Source organism: Janibacter sp. FSL W8-0316 (assembly GCF_038004165.1).
GTDB lineage: Bacteria > Actinomycetota > Actinomycetes > Actinomycetales > Dermatophilaceae > Janibacter > Janibacter indicus.
The window spans coordinates 2893493-2912108 of sequence record NZ_JBBOQX010000001.1; the positions used below are offsets into that span (position 1 = coordinate 2893493).

At 73.9% G+C, this 18616-nt stretch carries 22 protein-coding genes and 1 riboswitch; of the genes, 12 read left to right on the forward strand and 10 right to left on the reverse strand.

The genetic code is table 11. The features are described from left to right. Nucleotides 1–8 precede the first annotated feature (8 nt). Nucleotides 9–1097: a PQQ-dependent sugar dehydrogenase gene (locus NYE39_RS14280; RefSeq protein WP_341013046.1), complete on the forward strand. Its 1089-nt coding sequence runs from the start codon at nucleotides 9–11 to the stop codon at nucleotides 1095–1097. Here NYE39_RS14280 and NYE39_RS14285 read toward each other — a convergent pair. Further along, entirely contained in the window at nucleotides 1084–1698 is a 615-nt protein-coding gene (locus tag NYE39_RS14285) for a hypothetical protein (RefSeq protein WP_341013047.1), read from the reverse strand. The two genes, NYE39_RS14280 and NYE39_RS14285, sit on opposite strands and share 14 nt — an antisense overlap. Further along, the gene (locus NYE39_RS14290) at nucleotides 1695–2477 is read right to left on the reverse strand and encodes an alpha/beta fold hydrolase (protein ID WP_341013048.1); all 783 of its coding nucleotides are present in this window, start codon (nucleotides 2475–2477) and stop codon (nucleotides 1695–1697) included. Before NYE39_RS14290 ends, NYE39_RS14285 begins: the two co-directional genes overlap by 4 nt. Before the next feature lie 53 nt (nucleotides 2478–2530). Between NYE39_RS14290 and NYE39_RS14295 the strand changes: the two genes are divergently transcribed. From NYE39_RS14295 to NYE39_RS14310, 4 genes are read left to right on the forward strand one after another with little or no spacing between them, the layout of a single operon-like run. Continuing rightward, entirely contained in the window at nucleotides 2531–4297 is a 1767-nt protein-coding gene (locus NYE39_RS14295) for a GNAT family N-acetyltransferase (protein WP_341013049.1), read from the forward strand. Nucleotides 4298–4339: 42 nt separating this feature from the next. Further along, the gene (locus NYE39_RS14300; protein WP_341013050.1) at nucleotides 4340–5263 is read left to right on the forward strand and encodes an NADP-dependent oxidoreductase; all 924 of its coding nucleotides are present in this window, start codon (nucleotides 4340–4342) and stop codon (nucleotides 5261–5263) included. A 9-nt stretch (nucleotides 5264–5272) separates the two neighbouring features. After that, a complete protein-coding gene (locus tag NYE39_RS14305) occupies nucleotides 5273–5647 on the forward strand; it encodes a hypothetical protein (protein WP_192911496.1) in 375 nt (124 codons plus the stop codon). A gap of 50 nt (nucleotides 5648–5697) precedes the next feature. Further along, entirely contained in the window at nucleotides 5698–6138 is a 441-nt protein-coding gene (locus tag NYE39_RS14310; RefSeq protein WP_192911497.1) for an SRPBCC family protein, read from the forward strand. Between the two features lie 28 nt (nucleotides 6139–6166). Here NYE39_RS14310 and NYE39_RS14315 read toward each other — a convergent pair whose 3' ends face one another. Beyond that, a complete protein-coding gene (locus NYE39_RS14315) occupies nucleotides 6167–6490 on the reverse strand; it encodes a DMT family transporter (RefSeq protein WP_192911498.1) in 324 nt (107 codons plus the stop codon). Next, on the reverse strand, nucleotides 6487–6825 hold the full coding sequence (locus tag NYE39_RS14320; protein WP_192911499.1) for a DMT family transporter: 339 nt from the start codon (nucleotides 6823–6825) through the stop codon (nucleotides 6487–6489). The genes NYE39_RS14315 and NYE39_RS14320 overlap by 4 nt, the downstream gene beginning before the upstream one ends. A 22-nt stretch (nucleotides 6826–6847) precedes the next feature. On the opposite strand from NYE39_RS14320, the gene NYE39_RS14325 reads away from it, so the two are divergent. Then, a complete protein-coding gene (locus tag NYE39_RS14325; protein ID WP_192911500.1) occupies nucleotides 6848–7375 on the forward strand; it encodes a DinB family protein in 528 nt (175 codons plus the stop codon). Between the two features lie 17 nt (nucleotides 7376–7392). Here the strand turns inward: NYE39_RS14325 and NYE39_RS14330 are convergent, their stop codons facing one another. The 3 genes from NYE39_RS14330 to thiD all read right to left on the reverse strand — a co-directional run bounded on the left by NYE39_RS14330 (nucleotide 7393) and on the right by thiD (nucleotide 9578). Then, a complete protein-coding gene (locus tag NYE39_RS14330; RefSeq protein ID WP_341013051.1) occupies nucleotides 7393–7833 on the reverse strand; it encodes a hypothetical protein in 441 nt (146 codons plus the stop codon). Nucleotides 7834–7939: 106 nt separating this feature from the next. Further along, a complete protein-coding gene (locus NYE39_RS14335; RefSeq protein WP_341013052.1) occupies nucleotides 7940–8704 on the reverse strand; it encodes a helix-turn-helix transcriptional regulator in 765 nt (254 codons plus the stop codon). A 34-nt stretch (nucleotides 8705–8738) separates the two neighbouring features. After that, on the reverse strand, nucleotides 8739–9578 hold the full coding sequence (gene thiD / locus NYE39_RS14340) for a bifunctional hydroxymethylpyrimidine kinase/phosphomethylpyrimidine kinase (protein ID WP_341013053.1): 840 nt from the start codon (nucleotides 9576–9578) through the stop codon (nucleotides 8739–8741). 29 nt (nucleotides 9579–9607) lie between these two features. Beyond that, nucleotides 9608–9715, forward strand: a riboswitch (TPP riboswitch). On the opposite strand from thiD, the gene thiC reads away from it, so the two are divergent. The 4 genes from thiC to NYE39_RS14360 all read left to right on the forward strand — a co-directional run bounded on the left by thiC (nucleotide 9713) and on the right by NYE39_RS14360 (nucleotide 14287). After that, complete coding sequence (thiC, locus tag NYE39_RS14345) at nucleotides 9713–11464, forward strand: phosphomethylpyrimidine synthase ThiC (protein ID WP_192911502.1); 1752 nt, start codon at nucleotides 9713–9715, stop codon at nucleotides 11462–11464. Its footprint overlaps the riboswitch before it by 3 nt. Beyond that, on the forward strand, nucleotides 11461–12837 hold the full coding sequence (locus tag NYE39_RS14350) for an MFS transporter (protein WP_341013054.1): 1377 nt from the start codon (nucleotides 11461–11463) through the stop codon (nucleotides 12835–12837). Before thiC ends, NYE39_RS14350 begins: the two co-directional genes overlap by 4 nt. Then, nucleotides 12834–13646 carry a hydroxyethylthiazole kinase gene (locus NYE39_RS14355; RefSeq protein WP_341013055.1) on the forward strand — a complete coding sequence of 271 codons (813 nt, stop codon included), beginning with the start codon at nucleotides 12834–12836 and terminating at the stop codon, nucleotides 13644–13646. The genes NYE39_RS14350 and NYE39_RS14355 overlap by 4 nt, the downstream gene beginning before the upstream one ends. After that, nucleotides 13637–14287 carry a thiamine phosphate synthase gene (locus tag NYE39_RS14360; RefSeq protein WP_341013056.1) on the forward strand — a complete coding sequence of 217 codons (651 nt, stop codon included), beginning with the start codon at nucleotides 13637–13639 and terminating at the stop codon, nucleotides 14285–14287. The genes NYE39_RS14355 and NYE39_RS14360 overlap by 10 nt, the downstream gene beginning before the upstream one ends. On the opposite strand, the gene NYE39_RS14365 is transcribed toward NYE39_RS14360, so the two are convergent. Continuing rightward, nucleotides 14268–15491 (reverse strand): MFS transporter, encoded by a 1224-nt coding sequence (locus tag NYE39_RS14365; protein WP_341013057.1) that lies wholly within the window; start codon nucleotides 15489–15491, stop codon nucleotides 14268–14270. The two genes, NYE39_RS14360 and NYE39_RS14365, sit on opposite strands and share 20 nt — an antisense overlap. A 44-nt stretch (nucleotides 15492–15535) precedes the next feature. On the opposite strand from NYE39_RS14365, the gene NYE39_RS14370 reads away from it, so the two are divergent. Further along, nucleotides 15536–15988, forward strand: a complete 453-nt coding sequence (locus NYE39_RS14370) for a deoxycytidylate deaminase (RefSeq protein ID WP_072623842.1) — start codon at nucleotides 15536–15538, stop codon at nucleotides 15986–15988. A gap of 42 nt (nucleotides 15989–16030) precedes the next feature. Next, nucleotides 16031–16945, forward strand: a complete 915-nt coding sequence (locus NYE39_RS14375) for a universal stress protein (RefSeq protein ID WP_341013058.1) — start codon at nucleotides 16031–16033, stop codon at nucleotides 16943–16945. 30 nt (nucleotides 16946–16975) lie between these two features. Here the strand turns inward: NYE39_RS14375 and NYE39_RS14380 are convergent, their stop codons facing one another. Beyond that, complete coding sequence (locus NYE39_RS14380) at nucleotides 16976–17671, reverse strand: alpha/beta fold hydrolase (RefSeq protein WP_341013059.1); 696 nt, start codon at nucleotides 17669–17671, stop codon at nucleotides 16976–16978. 2 nt (nucleotides 17672–17673) lie between these two features. Continuing rightward, complete coding sequence (locus NYE39_RS14385) at nucleotides 17674–18594, reverse strand: pirin family protein (protein ID WP_341013060.1); 921 nt, start codon at nucleotides 18592–18594, stop codon at nucleotides 17674–17676. Nucleotides 18595–18616 lie beyond the last annotated feature (22 nt).

Genomic DNA, 18616 nt, shown 5'->3' on the forward strand with positions numbered 1-18616 from the left:
GTCAGGTCATGGACCGCCGGACAGCCCCCCGCGCCGCCACGCTCGTCGCAGCGGTGGCCCTGCTCGTCGGGTGCTCGGGGGAGGCGACGGACCGCGGCTCCGGGACGGCGACGCGAGGTGCGCCCCCTTCGTCCTCGTCGGGCAGCGCACCCACCGACGTCGTCACCGGCCTCGACGCCCCGTGGTCCATCGCGATCGACGACGACGTGACGCTCGTCAGCGAGCGCGACTCCGGCCGCGTCCTCGAGCTGACGGACGACGGCACCCGGGAGGTCGGCACGGTCGAGGGCGTCTCCGCGGGAGGCGAAGGTGGGCTACTCGGCCTGGCCCTCCACGAGGACCACCTCTACACCTACCTGACGACCGACGAGGACAACCGCGTCGTGCGCCACGAGCTGACCGGAGAGCCCGGCGCGCTCGGGCTCGGCGACGCCGAGACGATCCTCGAGGGCATTCCGTCGGCGAGCTTCCACGACGGTGGCCGGATCGCCTTCGGGCCCGACGACATGCTCTACGTGACGACCGGTGACGCCGGCGAGACCGACCGCGCCCAGGACCCCGAGAGCCTCGCGGGCAAGATCCTGCGGCTGACGCCCGAGGGCGAGGTGCCCGAGGACAATCCCTTCGACGACTCGCTCGTCTGGACCCTCGGCCACCGCAACCCGCAGGGCATCGCCTGGGACGACGACGGGACGATGTATGCCAGCGAGTTCGGCCAGGACACGTGGGACGAGCTCAACGTCATCGAGGCCGGCGACAACTACGGCTGGCCGACCGTCGAGGGCACCGCCGACGACGACCGGTTCACCGACCCCGTGCAGCAGTGGTCGCCCGACGAGGCGAGCCCGAGCGGCATCGCGATCGACGACGGCAGCATTTGGATCGCCAACCTGCGCGGCGAGCGGCTGCGCGAGGTGCCCCTCGACGACGTGACGACGTCCACCGAGCACCTCGTCGGCGAGCACGGGCGGCTGCGCGACGTGGCCGTCGCGACCGACGGCTCGCTGTGGGTGCTCACCAACAACACCGACGGTCGCGGCGATCCCGGCGATGGCGACGACCGCATCCTGCGCGTGGACGTCGTCAGGAAGGCCTGACGCCGCCGTAGCGGTGGTGCGCCGCGGCGAGGAGCTCGTAGAGGCGCCGCCGCCCACCGACGTACCCGGCTTCGAGGACGTACCCACCGGGCCCGAGGAGCCCATAGCGGGGCGGGCGCCGGCCCGCGGCCACCAGGGCGCGGTCCCTGGCCTCGATCGCCGCCGGAGTCAGCACGTAGGTCACCGAGCGGGGGGCGAAGTGGTAGTAGGGGCCGGTCACCCTCTCGAAGCCGACGCGCTCGATGCCGGTCCACGGCACGTGTGAGCGGATGACGCCACCCGACTCCGTGGCCAGCCCCCCGTGGGTGACGACGAGGGCCTCACGGCGGTGGAGCCGCACCGCGATGACCACCGGCAGGAGGGCGCAGGCCACGACGGCGATGGTGCTGGCCCAGGTCACCGGATGCGCGAGCACCACGCCCATCCGGTCGCGGCGCAGTCCGTCGGCGACGGCGAAGACGAGCCAGGCGAGCAGCCCCGCTCCGACGAGCAGACCCAGCACGAGGAGGCCGATCACGTAGCCGCGCGAGCGCGCGACACGCACCTGCCCGCCCGCGTCGAGCACGGCGATCGCCTGGTGCAGGGGTGGCGGGCCGCTCATCGCACGGTCCTCTCGACGTCGGCCATGAGCACCGCGGGCCAGCGGTCGACCTCGGCCCGGGTGCTCGCCACCTGCAGGGTCGCGCGGGGGAGCAGGTCGAGCAGGGCCCCGGCCGTCGACAGCGGGTGCGCCGGGTCGTCCGTCCAGGCGAGGATCGTCGTCGGCAGGTCGATCGAGCGCAGCGACTCGCGGTCGGGCAGGTCGCTGCGGGCGGCTCCGCGGAAGACCCACGGCAGCAGGTCGGTCCGCACGTCGGGCACGGTGTCGGGTGCCCCGGCGGTCGCCGGCGGCGCCGGCGCCGCTGCCTGGGCTCGCAGCAGCAGCTCGAGACCATGGGCCTCGACAGCCTCGGCGGAGCGCTCGTAGTCGTGCGCCTTGGCCGCGCGGGTCTCCCAGGCCGTCGGCGGAACCATGAGAGTCAGCCCGCTGAAGCGCCCGGGGTCGAGCAGCGCCGCGTGCAGCAAGGTCGCGCAGCCCATCGACGGCCCGACCCCGTGCACGCGCTCGCCCGGGAACCACACGTCGAGCAGGGCGAGCAGATCCTGGGCCAGCCGGGGCCACCGGTAGTCGTCGGCCACCGGCCGGCCCGTTGACCGACCGTGCCCGCGGGCGTCGTAGCGCAGCAGCCGGGTACCGCTCAGGCCGCGACCGAGGTCGAGGTCGAGGACCCGGTCGCGCGCCAGGCTGGAGGTCAGGCCGTGGAGCTGGACGACGGGGTGGCCCCCTTCGTCGCTGTACTCCAGCCTCAGCCGCGCACCGGGGACGTCGAAGCTGGTCACGGGTACCTCCTCGCCCGGCGCGCGGGCGGCACCGTGCGGCTACGGTAACCGCCATGAGGCTGTCCAACGTCGCCCACCTGCGGCTGCCCTTCGGGAGGCTCCTGGGCTACGACGTCACCGCCCACGGCACAGGACGCGCCCTGCCGCTCTCCTTCGACCAGCGTCGCCACGTCGGTGGTGGCGACCGGCCCGGCTCGTGGATGGCGATCTGCTTCACCCTGCCCGTCCCCGTTGCGCGCCAGCGGCTCTCGGCCGCCTGGCTCGCCGTCATCGCGCGACACGGCACGTTGCGGTCGGGCTTCGCGCCCGGTCCCGACGGGGTGCCCGTGCTCGAGGAGCTCGAGGTCACGCCGGGGCAGTGGGTCGAGCACCCCGTCGCCTCGGGGCAGGCGGTCAACGACTGCGTCCGGGACGTGCTCGACGCGACGTGCACCCCCTTCGCCACGCCCTCGCACCGACTCCTCGTCCTCGAGACCGCGCAACGTCCCACGGTGGTCATCGGCGCCGACCACGCCCACGTCGACATGTGGTCGATGCTCGTCGTCATCCGCGACCTCCTCGCGGCGCTCGACCTCACCGACGGCGAGAGCATCCCCGAGCTGACGCTCGTTCCTCCCTTCGCCGACCACACCGCGGCCCTGGCCGACCGTGACCCCGCTCCCGACGACGTCCGCCGGCGGTGGGCCGAGGTGCTCGCCGCCAGCGGTGACGTCATGCCCCGCTTCCCGCTGCCGCTCGGGGAGCCGGTGCCGCACGCCGAGCGCGTCGAGCTGCGCGACGTGCTCGACGTCGACGACGCGGCCGCGCTCGCCGCACAGGCCCGCGGTGACGGTGTCTCGATCCTGACCACCGTCGTCGCCGCGATGACCGCCGTCACCCGCGACCTCGCCGACTCACCGCTGCGCGCCGTCTTCCCCGTCCACTCGCGATACGACGCGAGGTGGCACGACTCGGTCGGGTGGTTCATCGCCAACTCGGTCCTCGAGTCGTCCGACCCTGACCCGCAGGCCTGCGCCGCCGCCGTCAGAGAAGCGGTGCACCTCGGTTCGTGGCCGCTCGACGACGTCATGCGTCCGTGGGGCGGCATGCCGGAGGCACCCGGCATGTTCGCCGTCTCCTGGCTCGACCTGCGGCGGCTGCCGGTACGGGTCGACGCGGCGGGTCTGGACGCCCAGTACGTCGGGGCGACGATCCGCTCCGACGGGGTGATGCTGTGGTTCATCCTCGACGAGGCCGGCCTTCACCTGCGCTGCCGATACCCCGACACCGACGAGGCCCGACGGCACGTCGGCGGCTGGCTCGACGCCCTCGCGCTCGATCTGAGGGCTCGGGCAGCCGAGTCCGTAGGCGGGGTCCTCGAGCTCGGGGAGCGTCGCTACCGCGTCCGCCGAGCGGTGCGCACCGATGTCGCGTCGATCGTCGCCCTGCTCGCCGACGACGAGCTCGGCGCCACCCGCGAGGGCACCGACCTCGCCCACTACGAGCGGGTCTTCGACGCGATCAGCCGTGACCGCGCGCAGTACCTCGCCGTCGTGCAGGACGAGCAGGACCGCGTCGTCGCGACGATGCAGTTGTCGATCGTGCCGGGACTCTCGCGCAACGGCGCGATCAGGCTGCAGGTCGAGGGAGTGCGCGTCGCCGGGAGCGAGCGGTCCATGGGACTCGGTGCCGCGATGCTCTCGTGGGCCCACGACCACGGACGTGCCCGGGGCGCGACCCTCTCTCAGCTGACGACCGACCGGGTGCGCAGGCGGGCACACGCCTTCTACGACCGTCTCGGCTACGAGGCCAGCCACGTGGGGTTCAAGCGACCACTCTGACCCCTGTGGAATGCCCTGCCACCTCCCGAGGTTGACCCGATCATGCGCGCCATCACCTACGACCAGTACGGCACCACCGACGAGCTGCACCTGAGCGACCTGCCGGTCCCCAAGGTGGGCCCGAGCGAGGTCCGCATCCGGGTCACCCGGGCCGGGGTCAACCCCGTCGACTGGAAGGCCATGTCCGGCGGTCTCGACCCGATGCTCTCCGCCGACTTCCCGGTCATCCCCGGCTGGGACGTCGCCGGTGTCATCGACGCCGTCGGCCCGGACAGCCCCGAGTTCAGTCCCGGCGACCGGGTCGCCGCCTACGCCCGCAAGCAGGTCCTGTCGGCCGGCACCTTCGCCGAGTACGTCACGGTCCGCGTCGATGACGTGGCAGCCGTCCCCGACGAGGTCACCGACGACGTCGCTGCGGCCCTCCCGCTCGCCGGGCTCACCGCCCTTCGTGTCCTCGAGACGCTGGCCGTGACGAAGGGGGACACCCTCCTGGTCCACGCCGCCTCCGGTGGCGTCGGCTTCGCCGCCGCCCAGCTGGCGATCGCCGCCGGGGCCACGGTCGTCGGCACCGCGTCGACGGCCAACCACGACAAGCTGCGCGGCATCGGCGTCACGCCGGTGGAGTACGGCGACGGGCTCGAGGAGCGCCTGCGCGAGGTGGCGCCCGAGGGCTTCGACGCGGTCGCCGACTTCGTCGGTGGCGTCCTCGACGTCAGCTGCGCGATGCTGCGCGACGGCGGACGCCTCGCGTCGATCACCGACCCCACCGTCGAGGAGCACGGCGGCCGTTGGGTGTGGGTGCGACCTGACGGGGCACGCCTGGCCGACCTGCTCGACGAGGTCGCCGCCGGCCGACTACGGGTCGACGTCGACCGGACCTTCGCCCTCGAGGACGTGCCGCAGGCCTTCGCGGCCAGCCAGTCCGGCGCCGCCCGCGGCAAGCTCGTCATCGAGGTCGCCGACTAGGGTGCGACCATGCAGCCGCTGACCATCCGCCACAGCCGCCCCATGGCCATCACCTTCGTCGGCCTGGGTGTGCTCATCGCACTCGTGTCCCTGCTCACCTCGGCCTGGGTGACCGTCGCGGCGGGCGTCGTGCTCACCGCCCTCGGCGTCCTCCAGCTCGTCAACCCCATGCTGCGGATCGAGGCGCACGAGGTGCGCGTGTGCAACCCGCTCGGCATGACCCTGCGGCGGTTCCCCCTCACCGAGCCCCGTGACCTCGTCCTCGACGGCAAGAACCTGCTCCACGTCCCGACCGGCAAGCGGGTCGCGGCGCTCGGCTTCGGGGTGCACCAGCCCGACGTCGAGGCCCTGCGGCAGGTCGTGCCCGTCGTGCCGCAGGGCTGACGAGGTCTCCTCCCGAGCCCGCCTGGCCGCGCGGTCCTAGGGTGGGTGCCATGGACGAGACCAAGGTCGTGACCGCCTCCACCACCATCGCCGCGCCGCCCGAGGCGGTCTTCGAGGAGATCGCCGATCCCGCGCGTCAGCTCGCCTGGGACGGCAACGACAACCTCGGCGCGTCCGCACCCGGGCAGCGGGTCCACGCGGTCGGCGACGTCTTCATGACGACGACGACCTCGGGCAACGACCGGTACAACCACGTCGTCGACTTCGAGGAGGGGCGCCGCATCGCCTGGCGTCCGGCGGCCCAGGGGCAGGCCCCCTTCGGCCACCAGTGGGGGTGGGAGCTGAGCCCGACCGCCGACGGCGGCACCGAGGTGACCCACACCTACGACTGGCGCGAGCTGACCGACGAGTCGCGCTACGAGCGGGCACGCAACACGACCGAGGCCAACCTGCGCTCGTCCCTCGACCGGCTCGCCGCGCTCTTCGGCTGAGTCGTCGCGCCGACGGTGGGCACCGGGATCAGTGACTGCCGCCGAGCTCGAGGAGCAGGACGCCGACCATGATGAGGGCGATCCCGACGGCCATCCGCCGGGTCAGTGCCTCCCCGAAGAGCACCCGCGAGCCGATGGCCGTGAGTGCGACCCCGGCGGCGGCCCACGTCCCGTAGGCCACGCCGAGCGGCATGCCGTGCGCGAGGCTCGTCGACAGCCCGACGAAGGCCGTGACGTAGCCCAGCGTGACGGCGGCGTACCACCGGGGGCCGCGGTCGACCGCCATGCGCAGCGAGAGCGTCCCCGCCACCTCGGCCGCCACGGCGACGACGAGCCACGCCCATGCCGTCACGGCGACGCCTCCGGCTCGTGCGGGGCGCCCGTCTCCACGAGCAGGACGCCCCCGATGACGAGGACGACACCCAGTCCCATGAGCGGGGTGAAGGTCTCGTCGAGCAGCACGGTCGACAGGAGCGTCGTCAGGGCGACACCGCAGGCCGACCAGATCCCGTAGGCGATGCCCAAGGGCATGCCCCGTCGGAGCACGACGGCGAGCAGGCCGAAGGACGCGACGTAGCCGGCCACGACGACGGCGTAGAGCACGGGCCGGTCGAGGGCCGCCTTGAGGCTCAGCGTGGCCGCGACCTCGCAGACGATGGCGGCGGCGAGCGGCAGCCAGGTCGTCATGCCCCGAGCCTAGGCTGGATGCATGAGCACCCCGCCGCCGCCCGCCGACCACGACTCCCGGGACTGGACGTTCGTCGTCGACGACGGGTGCGACGAGTGCGGCTACACCCCGCACGACCCGGCCGCGACGAGTGACCGGCTCCTCGCCGCGGTGCCCCGCTGGGCCGCGGCACTGCAACGCCCGGGGGCGAGCGAGCGGCCGGCCCCGGGGGTGTGGTCGCCCCTCGAGTACGCCTGCCACGCGCGTGACCTGGTCCGGGTCCTCGGCGATCGGGTGAGCGCCGTGCTCGCCCGGGAGGGCGCCCCCTTCGCGGACTACGACGGGGAGGCCGAGGCCGTGCGCCGGGAGTTCTGGGCCAGTGACCCGCGCGTCGTGGCCCGACAGGTCGCCGAGGAGACCGAGCGCACCGTCGCCGTCCTCGACAGGGTGCGAGGTGAGGCGTGGGGGCGCGCCGGTACCCGGGGCGACGGCGCGCCCTTCACGATCGCCGGCCTGTGCCGCTACCTGCTCCACGACGTGGAGCACCACCTGCACGACGTCGCGGCCTGACCGAGGGTGCCGGGTGCTCAGCTCGGCTGGTCGGCCTGGCACTGCGCGATGGCCAGACCGAGGCCCTCCTCGAGGATCGTGAAGTCGGCCTCGGTGAGGTAGCCGATGGACCGGGCCGTCCGGCCCTGCGGGTTGTGGTGCAGCGCCCCGCCGCCGACCGTGGCCCGCAGGTGGATGAGCGGCTCCGAGGTCGTGCCGGTCTCCTCCATCCAGTGGTCGATCGCGACCGAGCTGTAGCCCGCGCACTCCGGCATGCCGACGTCCTGCGCGATGACCATCGCGCCGAGCGTCGAGAGCGGCGTCCACGGCGAGCCGTTGCCCGCCTGCTGCTCGGCGGCCTTGTCGTTCCAGTCGAGCTTGTAGCAGTGGTGGGCCGACGCCGTGCTCGCCACTCCCAGGGCCAGGGCCGATGCGCCGGCGAGCGTGCCCAGTACTCGCCCGAGGATCGTGTGCTTCATCGTCGTGCTCCATCTGCGAGGCCGCCGGCTCGTCCGGCGGGGTGCCGACCAGCACACTCCTGCGCGGCCCGGCCGACCATTGGTAGATCTACCCATGGCGGCCCCGTCACGTCTGCGGTAGCAGCCCGATCCGCTGCGCCGTGACGACGGCGCTCAGCCGGTCGGTGACCGAGAGCTTGGCGTAGATGTTGGCCAGGTGTCGGTGCACGGTGCGCTCGGAGCATCCGGCGAGCCGGGCGATCGTCGCGGCCTTGTGGCCGGCGGCGAGCAGGGCGAGCACCTCGCGCTCGCGGTCGGTCAGCTGCGCCACGCGCAGAGCCGGCGGGGGCAGGTGCTCCGGCTCGAGCAGGGCGACGAGCCCGACGGCGACGGGCTGGACCGCCGTGAGCAGGTCGAGGTCGGCGTCGCCGTAGTCCTCGCCCCGACGCCCGATGAGGAAGGCGACGAACTCGATCCCGCCACGCACCGGCAGCGCGACGACCTGGTCGATACCCCAGATCTCGAGGCTGCCGCGGCACTTGGGCGTGGCCTGCCAGACGGCCTGACCGCCGTGCGCGCGGCCGGCCGTCGTCGGCCGCAGGTCACCGGCACGCACGGGGTCGAGCAGGGGGTCGGGACCGGCGGCGATGCTCAGCTCGTCGGTCATCCGTGACCGCGCGGCCTCGTGGGCGCCGCGCCCGATCGCCCGGATCTCGTAGCCGTCGGGCGCACCGTGGACCATCAGCCCGGTGTCCGAGTGGAGCAGCTCGATGAGCAGGTCGCTCATCCGCCCCAGTCGCGCGTCGACGTGCTCGGAGGCCTCGGCGACCCCGGTGACCAGATCGACGACGGCGGCGTAGTGATCGATGTCCTGCCCCGACACGATCGCCATGATCCTCCGGTCCCGCCGAAGGGTAAAGGTCTGGTCAGGGGATGGTCTGGCTCCATCGGGCGAGCTCGTGGAAGTGGTGCACCGGCCCGGCCCCCGACCCGACGTCGAGCGACTCGCCGTGGCGCAGTGCCTCGGTGAGCCAGCCGCGTGCCTCGCGGACCGCCGGCAGCCACCCGTCGTGGCGCGGGCGAAGGGCGGCGATCGCCGAGCTGAGCGTGCACCCCGTGCCGTGGGTGGCGGTCGTCGCGATCCGCGGTCCGCGCAGCTCGCTCGTGCCGCGCTCGTCGTGCCACACGTCGACCGACTCGGTGCCGTCGAGGTGGCCGCCCTTGAGCAGGACGCGACGTGCGCCCAGTGCCCGGAGCGCGGTGGCCTGCTCGGGCAGCTCGGCGGCGGACCCGGCCGGCGGCTGGTCGAGGAGCACTCCGGCCTCGGGCACATTGGGCGTGATGACATCCGCGCGGGGGAGCAGGGCCCGCACGGCGTCGACCGCGTCGGGCGAGAGCAGCCGCGAGCCGGAGGTCGAGACCATCACCGGGTCGAGGACGACCGGTGTCGCGGCCAGCGGGCCGCTCGCCAGCAGCTCGTGGACGGTCTCGACGAGCGCGGCGGAAGAGAGCATCCCGACCTTGACGACGTCGATGCGCACGTCGGCGACGAGTGTCTCGACCTGGGCGCGCACGACGTCGACGGGCACCTCGTGCACGTGCGTCACGCCACGGGTCGACTGCGCCGTGAGGGCGGTGATGACGCACGTGCCGTAGGCGCCCAGTGCGCTGAAGGTCTTGAGGTCCGCCTGGATCCCGGCGCCGCCCGAGGGGTCCGACCCGGCGATCGAGAGGGCGACCGGAGGGCGGGGGAGAGGGGCAGCCATGCCGTCACCGTAGCCATGTGGTTGTATCGAGGCACCCCCGCGGGAGCCCGGGCACGGGCTGAGATCGGACTGCTGCCGTCCGGACCGTCTGAACCTGTCCGGATCATGCCGGCGAAGGAAGAGGAGGCGCCCGCGTGCGCACACCCGAAGAGTCCGAGCTCCACCCGCAGCACCGTCGCGAGGAGGTCGTCGACCCCCGCGACCCGTCGGTCCGGGTCGCGGTCACCGCGATCTCGCTGGCCGACAGCCCCGACGGCACCGCCAACGACGACGTCGTCGTCTACCGCACGAGCGGACCCGGTGCCGACCCCGCGGTCGGTCTGCCCGACCACCGCGGTGCGTGGATCACCGGCCGCGGCGACGTCGAGCCCTACGAAGGGAGGTCCCGTCACCTCGCCGACGACGGCCGCGCGGCCCAGCGCCGCGGCGGCGCCACGGAGGCGTGGCGCGGGCCGGCACGTCGCCCCCTTCGTGCCGTGGCCGGCCGCACGGTGACCCAGATGCACTACGCCAGACGCGGTGAGATCACCGCCGAGATGCGCTATGCCGCACTGCGAGAAGGCTGCTCGCCCGAGCTCGTGCGCGACGAGGTGGCCGCCGGCCGGGCGATCATCCCGGCCAACGTCAACCACCCGGAGTCCGAGCCGATGGTCATCGGGCGGGCCTTCCTCACGAAGATCAACGCCAACATCGGCAACTCGGCCGTCACCTCCTCGATCGCCGAAGAGGTCGACAAGCTCACCTGGGCCACGCGGTGGGGCGCCGACACGGTCATGGACCTGTCGACCGGCGACGACATCCACACCACGCGCGAGTGGATCCTGCGCAACAGCCCCGTGCCGATCGGCACCGTGCCGATCTACCAGGCCCTCGAAAAGGTGGACGGGAGAGCGGAGGACCTCACGTGGGAGATCTTCCGCGACACGGTCATCGAGCAGTGCGAGCAGGGCGTCGACTACATGACGATCCACGCCGGGGTGCGGCTCGCCTTCGTCCCGCTGACGGCCGAGCGGGTGACGGGCATCGTCTCCCGCGGCGGGTCGATCATGGCCGGCTGGTGCCTGGCCCACCACGAGGAGTCCTTCCTCTGGACGCACTTCGACGAGCTGTGCGAGATCTTCGCGCGCTACGACGTCGCCTTCTCGCTCGGTGACGGGCTGCGACCGGGGTCGGTCGCCGACGCCAACGACGAGGCGCAGCTCGCCGAGCTGCGGGTGCTCGGCGAGCTGACCCGGCGGGCGTGGGAGCACGACGTGCAGGTCATGGTCGAAGGCCCGGGTCACGTGCCGCTCCACCTCGTCAAGGACAACGTCGATCTCGAGCAGGAGTGGTGCCACGGTGCGCCCTTCTACACGCTGGGGCCTCTCGTCACCGACATCGCGCCCGGCTACGACCACATCACCTCCGCGATCGGGGCCACCGAGATCGCCCGCCACGGCACGGCGATGCTCTGTTACGTCACGCCCAAGGAGCACCTCGGTCTGCCGGACCGTGACGACGTGCGCACCGGTGTGGTCACCTACAAGATCGCGGCGCACGCCGCCGACCTGGCCAAGGGGCACCCCCGAGCCCGTGAGCGCGACGACGCCCTGAGCCGCGCCCGCTTCGAGTTCCGCTGGCACGACCAGTTCGCGCTCTCCCTCGACCCGCCGCGGGCCATGGCCTTCCACGACGAGACCCTGCCGGCGGAGCCGGCCAAGACCGCGCACTTCTGCTCGATGTGCGGGCCGAAGTTCTGCTCCATGCGGATCAGCCAGGACATCCGCGATGCCTACGGGTCGGGTGCGGCCCAGCAGGCCATCGTCGAGGCCGGCATGGCAGCGAAGTCGCGCCAGTTCGTCGAGCTCGGCTCGAGCGTCTACGTGCGCGAGGAGCCCACCCGATGAGTCTCGTGCCCGGTCTGCCCCCGACCGGTCGCGCGGCCGTGCGCGCCGGGATCGTCGGCAACTACGTCGACCAGATCAACATCTTCCTGCCCGTCGTCGCCCTCGCCCCTGCGCTGGCGACCCTCGCCGGGCCGCACGCGGGCGTCACCGCGGGCGCCGTCGTCATCGTCGCGACCCTCCTCGGTCGACCCATCGGCGCGATGCTCTTCGGGCGCATCGCCGACCGCGTCGGCCGTACCCGCACCACCCAGCTGGCGATCGGCGGCACCGCCGCGTGCAGCCTGGCGATCGCGGCGGTCCCGACGCACGAGAGCATCGGCGTCGCGGCCATCACCGCCGTCGTCGTCCTGCGCTTCGTCGGTGGCGCCTTCCTCGCCGGCGAGTACACCTCGGCGATCCCGCTCGCCATGGAGTGGTCGGTCCCGCGACGGCGCGGCCTGGTGTCCGGGCTGATCATGTCGATGGCGCCCTGGGCGCAGTCGACGATCGCCTTCGTCACGGCGGGCCTGCTCGCCCTCCTCGGTCCGGGCGACTACGCCGCGTGGGGCTGGCGGGTGTCCTTCGTCTGCGGTGGCCTCGCCAGCCTGGCTCTCCTCGCCTACTACTCCGCCCGCGTGGCCGATGCGCCGCAGGTGGTGCGCCAGCGCGAGCAGGCCGACGAAGGGAGGGCCCCCGCCGCCGTCGGTCTGCGCGCCGTCCTCGGCGGTGCCCACGCGGGTGCCTTCTGGCAGATGTTCGGCCTGATGAGCGGCCTGTGGCTCATGACCAACATGGTCGTCATCCTCGCGACCGGTCGGCTGTCGACGGACCTCGGGCTGGGCGGCGGTGACGTCGCGCTCGTCATGGGTCTGGCCGCGGTCGCCCAGGCGATCGTCATGTCGCTCACCGGTCACTGGTCGACCCTCCTCGGGCGGCGACGGTTCCTCGTGGGGTGGGGGCTGTCCGCTGCCGTCGTCGCACCCCTGCTGTGGGCGGGCACGATGGCGACGCAGGTCGTGCCGGTCGTCGTCGGGGTCGCCCTGCTCCAGGTGGTCACCGTGTGCGGCTACGGACCCGTCGGGGCCTACCTGTGCGAGCGCTTCCCCGCGCCGGTGCGCTCCACCGGCTACGGCACGGCCTACTCGCTGTCGATCGTCCTGCCAGCCCTGTGGCCGTGGTGGCTGCCGACGCTCGAGCCGGTGCTCGGCCACGACGGGTCGGTTGCCGCGGTGCTCCTCGCCGGCGGGCTGCTCGTCGCCGGGTGCGGGGCGCTCGGCCCGCGGCTGTCCAGCGCGGACCTCGACCGTGACGTCGAGAGCGTCGCGGCCCAGCCCGATGCCCCGGTCGCGCAGGTGGCGCCGATCGCGACCGTGCCGACGCGGGCGGGCTCGTGATCGGCGCTTCCCGCACCCGCGGCCACCGCGCCGAGATCGCCGCAGCGGTCGACGCGATGCGCGCCGCCGCACCGCTCGTCCACGGGGCGACCGGCTCGGTGACCCGCGCGCTCGTCGCCGACGGGCTCCTGGCCGCAGGCGCCCGCCCGATGCTCACCGAGAGCGAGCAGGAGGCCCCGACGCTCGTCACCGTCGCCGACGCGCTGCTCGTCAACCTGGGCTCGCTGAGCGGCGACGGCATGGCCGGCCTGCTCCCGACGGCCCGCGTCGCCGTCGAGCACGCGGTGCCGTGGGTGCTCGACCCGACGGCAGTCGGCCTGGCCCCCGTGCGCACCCCGCTGGCCCACGAGCTGCTCGCCCTCGGCCCGACGGTCCTGCGCGGCAACGCCTCCGAGGTCCTCACCCTCGCCGGCGGTCTCGGCCGCGGTCGCGGCGCCGACAGCACGCTCGGGCCGGACGCCGCTGCCGAGGCAGCGGGAGCGCTCGCGCGCAGCGGCGGCTGCGTCGTCGCTGTCTCGGGCCCGGTCGACCTCGTCACCGACGGCCGGCAGGTGGCACGCATCGCCTCCGGCTCGCCCCGCCTGACGCAGGTCGCTGGCACCGGCTGCCTCCTCGGGGCCCTGACGGCCGCCCACCTGCCGGCGGCGACCCCCTTCGCCGCGGCGGTCGCGGCCACCGCGCTGCTCACGGTCGCCTCCGACCGGGTGGGCCCGATGGGGCCGGGCAGCTTCAAGGTGGCGCTCGTCGACGCCCTCGACGCGGTGACGGGCGATGAGGTCGCCGCGGAGGTGGACCTGTCGTGGACCTGATCGACTGGCGCCTCTACCTCGTCACCTCCGGCGACGGCCCGACGACCGTGCGGGCCGCCGCTGCGGCGGCCGCCGCCGGGGCCGGCGTCGTCCAGGTGCGGGCCAAGCACCTGCTCGCCGGCGACCTGCTCGAGCTCGTCCTCGACGTCGCGTCCGCCGTGGCCGACTCCGCGCCGAGCACGCGCGTGCTCGTCAACGACCGTGCCGACGTCGCCCACGCCGCCCGTCGACGGGGCGCCCCGGTCCACGGGGTGCACCTCGGTCAGGCCGACCTGCCGGTCGCCGAGGCGCGGGCCCTGCTCGGGGGCGACGCGCTGGTCGGGCTGACCGCCGGCACCCTCGAGCACGTCCGCGAGGCCGACGCCCGCACCGGCGCGCCCCGGCCGGACTACCTCGGCAGCGGGCCCTTCCGACCCACCCCGACCAAGGACGTCGGCCGGCCACCCGTGGGGCTGGAGGGGTACCCCCTTCGGGTCGCGGCGACGCGGCTGCCGATCGTCGCCATCGGGGACGTCACGCTCGCCGACGTCGCGCCGCTCTCGCGCACGGGTGTCGCCGGCGTCGCGGTCGTCCGCGAGGTCATGGGCGCGGCCGACCCGGGTGCCGCGGCCGCCGCCTGCCTCAGCGCGTGGGGGCGCTGAGGCCGATCTCGTCGTCGACGAAGACCGGTCGGGCCACGCGCAGACCGGCCAGGGCGATGCCGACGCCGGTCGCCATGAGCAGGCACAGCACGAGGGTCCACCCGCCGGTCAGCTCGTGGAGCACGCCGACGAGGAAGGGGCCGATGCCGGCGAGCAGGTAGCCGACCGGCTGGACGAAGCCCGACAGCTGGGCGGTGACGTGCGGGTCGCGGCTGCGGGCGGTGATGAGCGAGATCGCCGTGGGGAAGGCGAAGCCGGACAGCCCGAGCAGGATCGCCCACAGCAAGGGCAGGGTCGTCGGGGCGAGCAGCAGCCCGAGGTAGCCGGCGATGGCGAGCGCCCCGAAGCCGATCATCCACGCGGACAGGTCGCTGCTGCGGGCGATGACGGTCGGCATGAGCAGGCCGCCCCCGATGCCCAGGGCCGCGAGGACCGAGGTGTAGACGCCGGCGGTGCCGGCGGACAGCCCGGCGTCGCGATAGATCTGGGGCAGCCAGCCGAACTGCACGTAGGCATTGGTCGACTGCACGCCGAAGAGCACCGTGAGGGCGATCGCCGTGGGGGAGTGCCAGATGCGCGAGGTGGGATTTTCGCCGGCGGCACGTCGGTGCACCCGGTCGCGCAGCGCGATGATCGTCCACGGCACGAGGGCGAGCAGGGCGGCCACGCCCCACATGCCGAGCGCGCCGCGCCAGGCACCCGGCGCCACCGCTGCGACCGGTGCGGCGAGGAGCGGGCCGAGGGTGCCGCCGACGGTCAGCCCCATCGAGTAGATGGTCATCAGGCGCACCCCGCCGTCGCTCGAGTGCGCCTTGATCCACGCCGGGACGAGGACATTGCCCAGCCCCATGCCGGCCAGGCCGAGCGCGGTGAGCCCGAGGAAGACCCCGGCGGAGTCGGTGAGCACCCGGGCCAGCAGGGTGACGACGACCGCGGCGACGCCGAGCGTGATGCCCGCGGAGACACCGACGCGGCGGGCGAGTGCGACGGCCCCGCCGCCCGCGACGGCGAAGGCGAACCCCGGCAGCGCGGTGACCACGCCCGCGAGGGTCGGCCCGATGGCCAGTGCCGTGCGCACCTCCTCGAGCAGCGGTCCGACCGAGGAGGCCCCGGGGCGCAGGTTGATCGAGATGAGCGCCACCGCCAGGACCGCGAGGACCGGGCCGAACGGGGGAGTCCGTCGCGTCGTCTCGTGGCTGGTCACCCCAGCGGTCTATCACGATGGGCCGCAGTGCCTAGGATCGGTCCGTGCCCGACGAGACCACCACCCCGAGCGTGCCGACCTGGGACGACTACTTCCTCGGAATCGCGAGCGCCGTCGCCGCCCGCGCCAAGTGCACGCGCCGACGGGTCGGCGCCGTGCTGACGATCGAGCACCGGATCATCGCGACGGGCTACAACGGCGCGGCGCCGGGGGAGCCGGACTGCCTCGAGGGTGCCTGCCCGCGGGGCCGCCTCGACTACGACGCCGTCCCGGGCCTGGGCGACTACGACCGCCCGGGCACCGAGGGCTTCTGCATCGCGATCCACGCCGAGGTCAACGCGCTGCTCTTCGCCACGCGCGACACCAAGGGCGCGACCGCCTACATCACGGACCCGCCGTGCCCCGGCTGCCGCAAGGCGCTCGCCGCGGCCGGCATCGTCCGGGCGGTGTGGCCCGACGGAAGCCACGATCGGGCCGGCCTGACGAACTGGGGCTGATCTCTCCTACCGCACGGCCCCTTCCATGGGGACAATGGGGGCATGAGCAGCGACGCGAGCACCCACGACACCCCGACGCCCTCGGACGCCGTGGTGGCTGCCCTCGACGGCAGCCACCGTGACGACGCCGTCATCGACTGGGCGGCTGCCGAGGCCACCGCCCTCGCGGCGCCGCTGCACCTCGTGCACGCCGTCGACCTCGGCACCCCCTTGTCCGCCTACGGCGAGCTGCTCACCAGCCCCGAGATCGTCGAGCGGGTCGAGCAGGAGTCGACCAAGGTCGTCACGGAGGCGCGCGATCGGGTCACCGCGGCCCACCCCGACCTGGCCGTGACGACGGCGCTGCCGACCGGGTCGCCGTCGGGCGCGCTGCTGCACGCCGCCGAGGGGGCGCGCGTGCTCGTCGTCGGCTCCGCCCGCAAGAACAAGGCCGAGCGCATCGTCCTCGGCACCACCTCGCTCAGCGTCGTCGCGCACACCCCGTGCCCGGTGGTCCTCGTGCCCGAGGACGTCGGGACCACGGGGGACGGTCGCGTCGTCGTCGGCATCGACGGCAGCAACAACAGCCGGCTGGCCTTCCGTCACGCCCTCGAGGCGGCCGAGGTCCGGGACCGCAAGGTCACGACCGTGACCTCGTGGAACGTCGAGGTCGAGAACGGCGTCGTCGTCACCGAGCCGGGCAGCCCCGAGTGGCAGACGGTCGACCAGCGCTACCGCGACATGGCGGAGCGGACCATCGCCGAGGACCGGGCAGCGCACCCTGACATCGACGTCACCGTCGAGGTGCTGCACGGTCGCGCCGCCGACTCCCTCGTCAAGATCGCCGAGGGGGCCGACCTGCTGCTCGTCGGCTCGCGCGGTCGCGGCGGGTTCCGCGGGCTGCTGCTCGGGTCGGTGACCCAGCGGGTGCTCGCCCTGGCCACCTGCCCGGTCGCGGTGCTCCACCAGCAGAGCTGAGATCCGGCCCGCCGGGCCCGGAGGGCCGGGTCAGCGCTGGTGCTGCACCTGGAAGTCGCGGATCGCGGCCCAGCCCTCGTCGTGGTCCTGGGGTCGGTGGTCGGCCCCGGGCAGGACGAGGTGGGTTGCCCCCTTCGCCGCCAGTGCCTGCGCGACCTCGGTGTACATCGGTCGGTCGTCGCCGGTGAGGACGAGGGTCGGCACCAGGCGCGGGGTGTCGGTGCGCAGCGCGACCTCCCACGGGGCAGGAGTGGCGCGCATCCGCTCGGCGAGCGCCGAGCAGGTCTCGGTGTCGAGGTCGAGCGGGCCGTGCTGCATGCCCGCGGCGAAGCGGTCGAGGAACTCGCGGCCGTCGACCTCGGGGTCGTCGGCGACGGCGAAGACCGGGGCCATCGCGCTGATGTGCGCCTCGACGTGCCGGCCACCGCGCGCGACGTCGAAGCACGAGGGCTCGACGAGCACGAGGCTGCGGAGCAGGTCGGGGCGACGCTGGGCGGCGAGCATGGCGGTCACCGCTCCGTAGGAGTGGCCGACGACGTGGCCGCGCCCGCCGAGCGCCTCGACGACCCGGTCGGCGTCGCGCTCGGGCTGGTCTGCGGCACAGGTGCGCTCGAGGAAGACGTGGTCGGGGTCGGCCGCGGCCGCCTGCAGCGGCCAGGCGCGCTCGCCGCTGCGGCCGCGGCCGTGGATGAAGACCGTGCGGACGGTCGGGGTGTGCCAGCCCATGGTCAGCCTCGCGCGCGCAGTCGTCCGCCGGGCAGGGCCGGCGCGGGCAGCGCGGCCGGCTGCCCCTCGGGGAAGGGCCCGAAGAGCTCCTCGCCCTCGGGCACGCCCTCGCCGATCTCGCGCATCCAGCGCTCGCGCGCGGCGACGACGTCGTCGTGGCTGCGGCCGACGAAGTTCCACCACATGACGATCTGCTCGCCGAGCGGCTCGCCGCCGATGAGCACGAGGCGGGCCCCGGCGCGCGAGGTCAGCGTGAAGCGCTCGCGCCCGGTGCCGACGTAGCCGAGCTCGCCCTGCTCGAGGGCGGTGCCGTCGATGCTCACGTCGCCGTCGTCGAGCAGCACCGCGTGCTCGTGACCGACCGGCACCTCGACGACCGTCTCGGCGTCGGCGTCGAGGAGGATCTCGGCCCCGGTGAGCGCGCCGTGGGTGACGACCGGCGAGCGCACGTCGAAGAGCTCGCCGAGGAAGACCCGGGCGATGCCGCCGGGGACGTAGGTCGGCTCGGGGACGTGGTGGTCGAAGGCCGGGTCGGAGTCGACGGCGTGGCCAGGCAGGGCGAACCACAGCTGCACCCCGTGGAGCGTCGTCGTCGGCGGGGTGGAGAACTCGGAGTGGCTCACGCCGCGCCCGGCGGTCATGAGGTTGAGCTCGCCGGGCCGCACCATCGCGTGCGCGCCCGTGGAGTCGCGGTGCTCGATCTCGCCGGTGAAGAGCCACGAGACCGTGGCCAGCGCGGTGTGCGGGTGGCGCGGCACCTCCATGCCACCGGTCGCCGCGACGTCGTCCGGTCCGTAGTGGTCGAGGAAGCACCACCCGCCCACCAGCGAGCGGGCGCGGGAGGGGAGGGTGCGTCGCACCGTCATGGCCCGGGGACCGCCGAGCGGTACCTCGCGGGGCTGCAGGATCTGCACGTCGTCCACCACTCCCACGCTACCCCCGAGA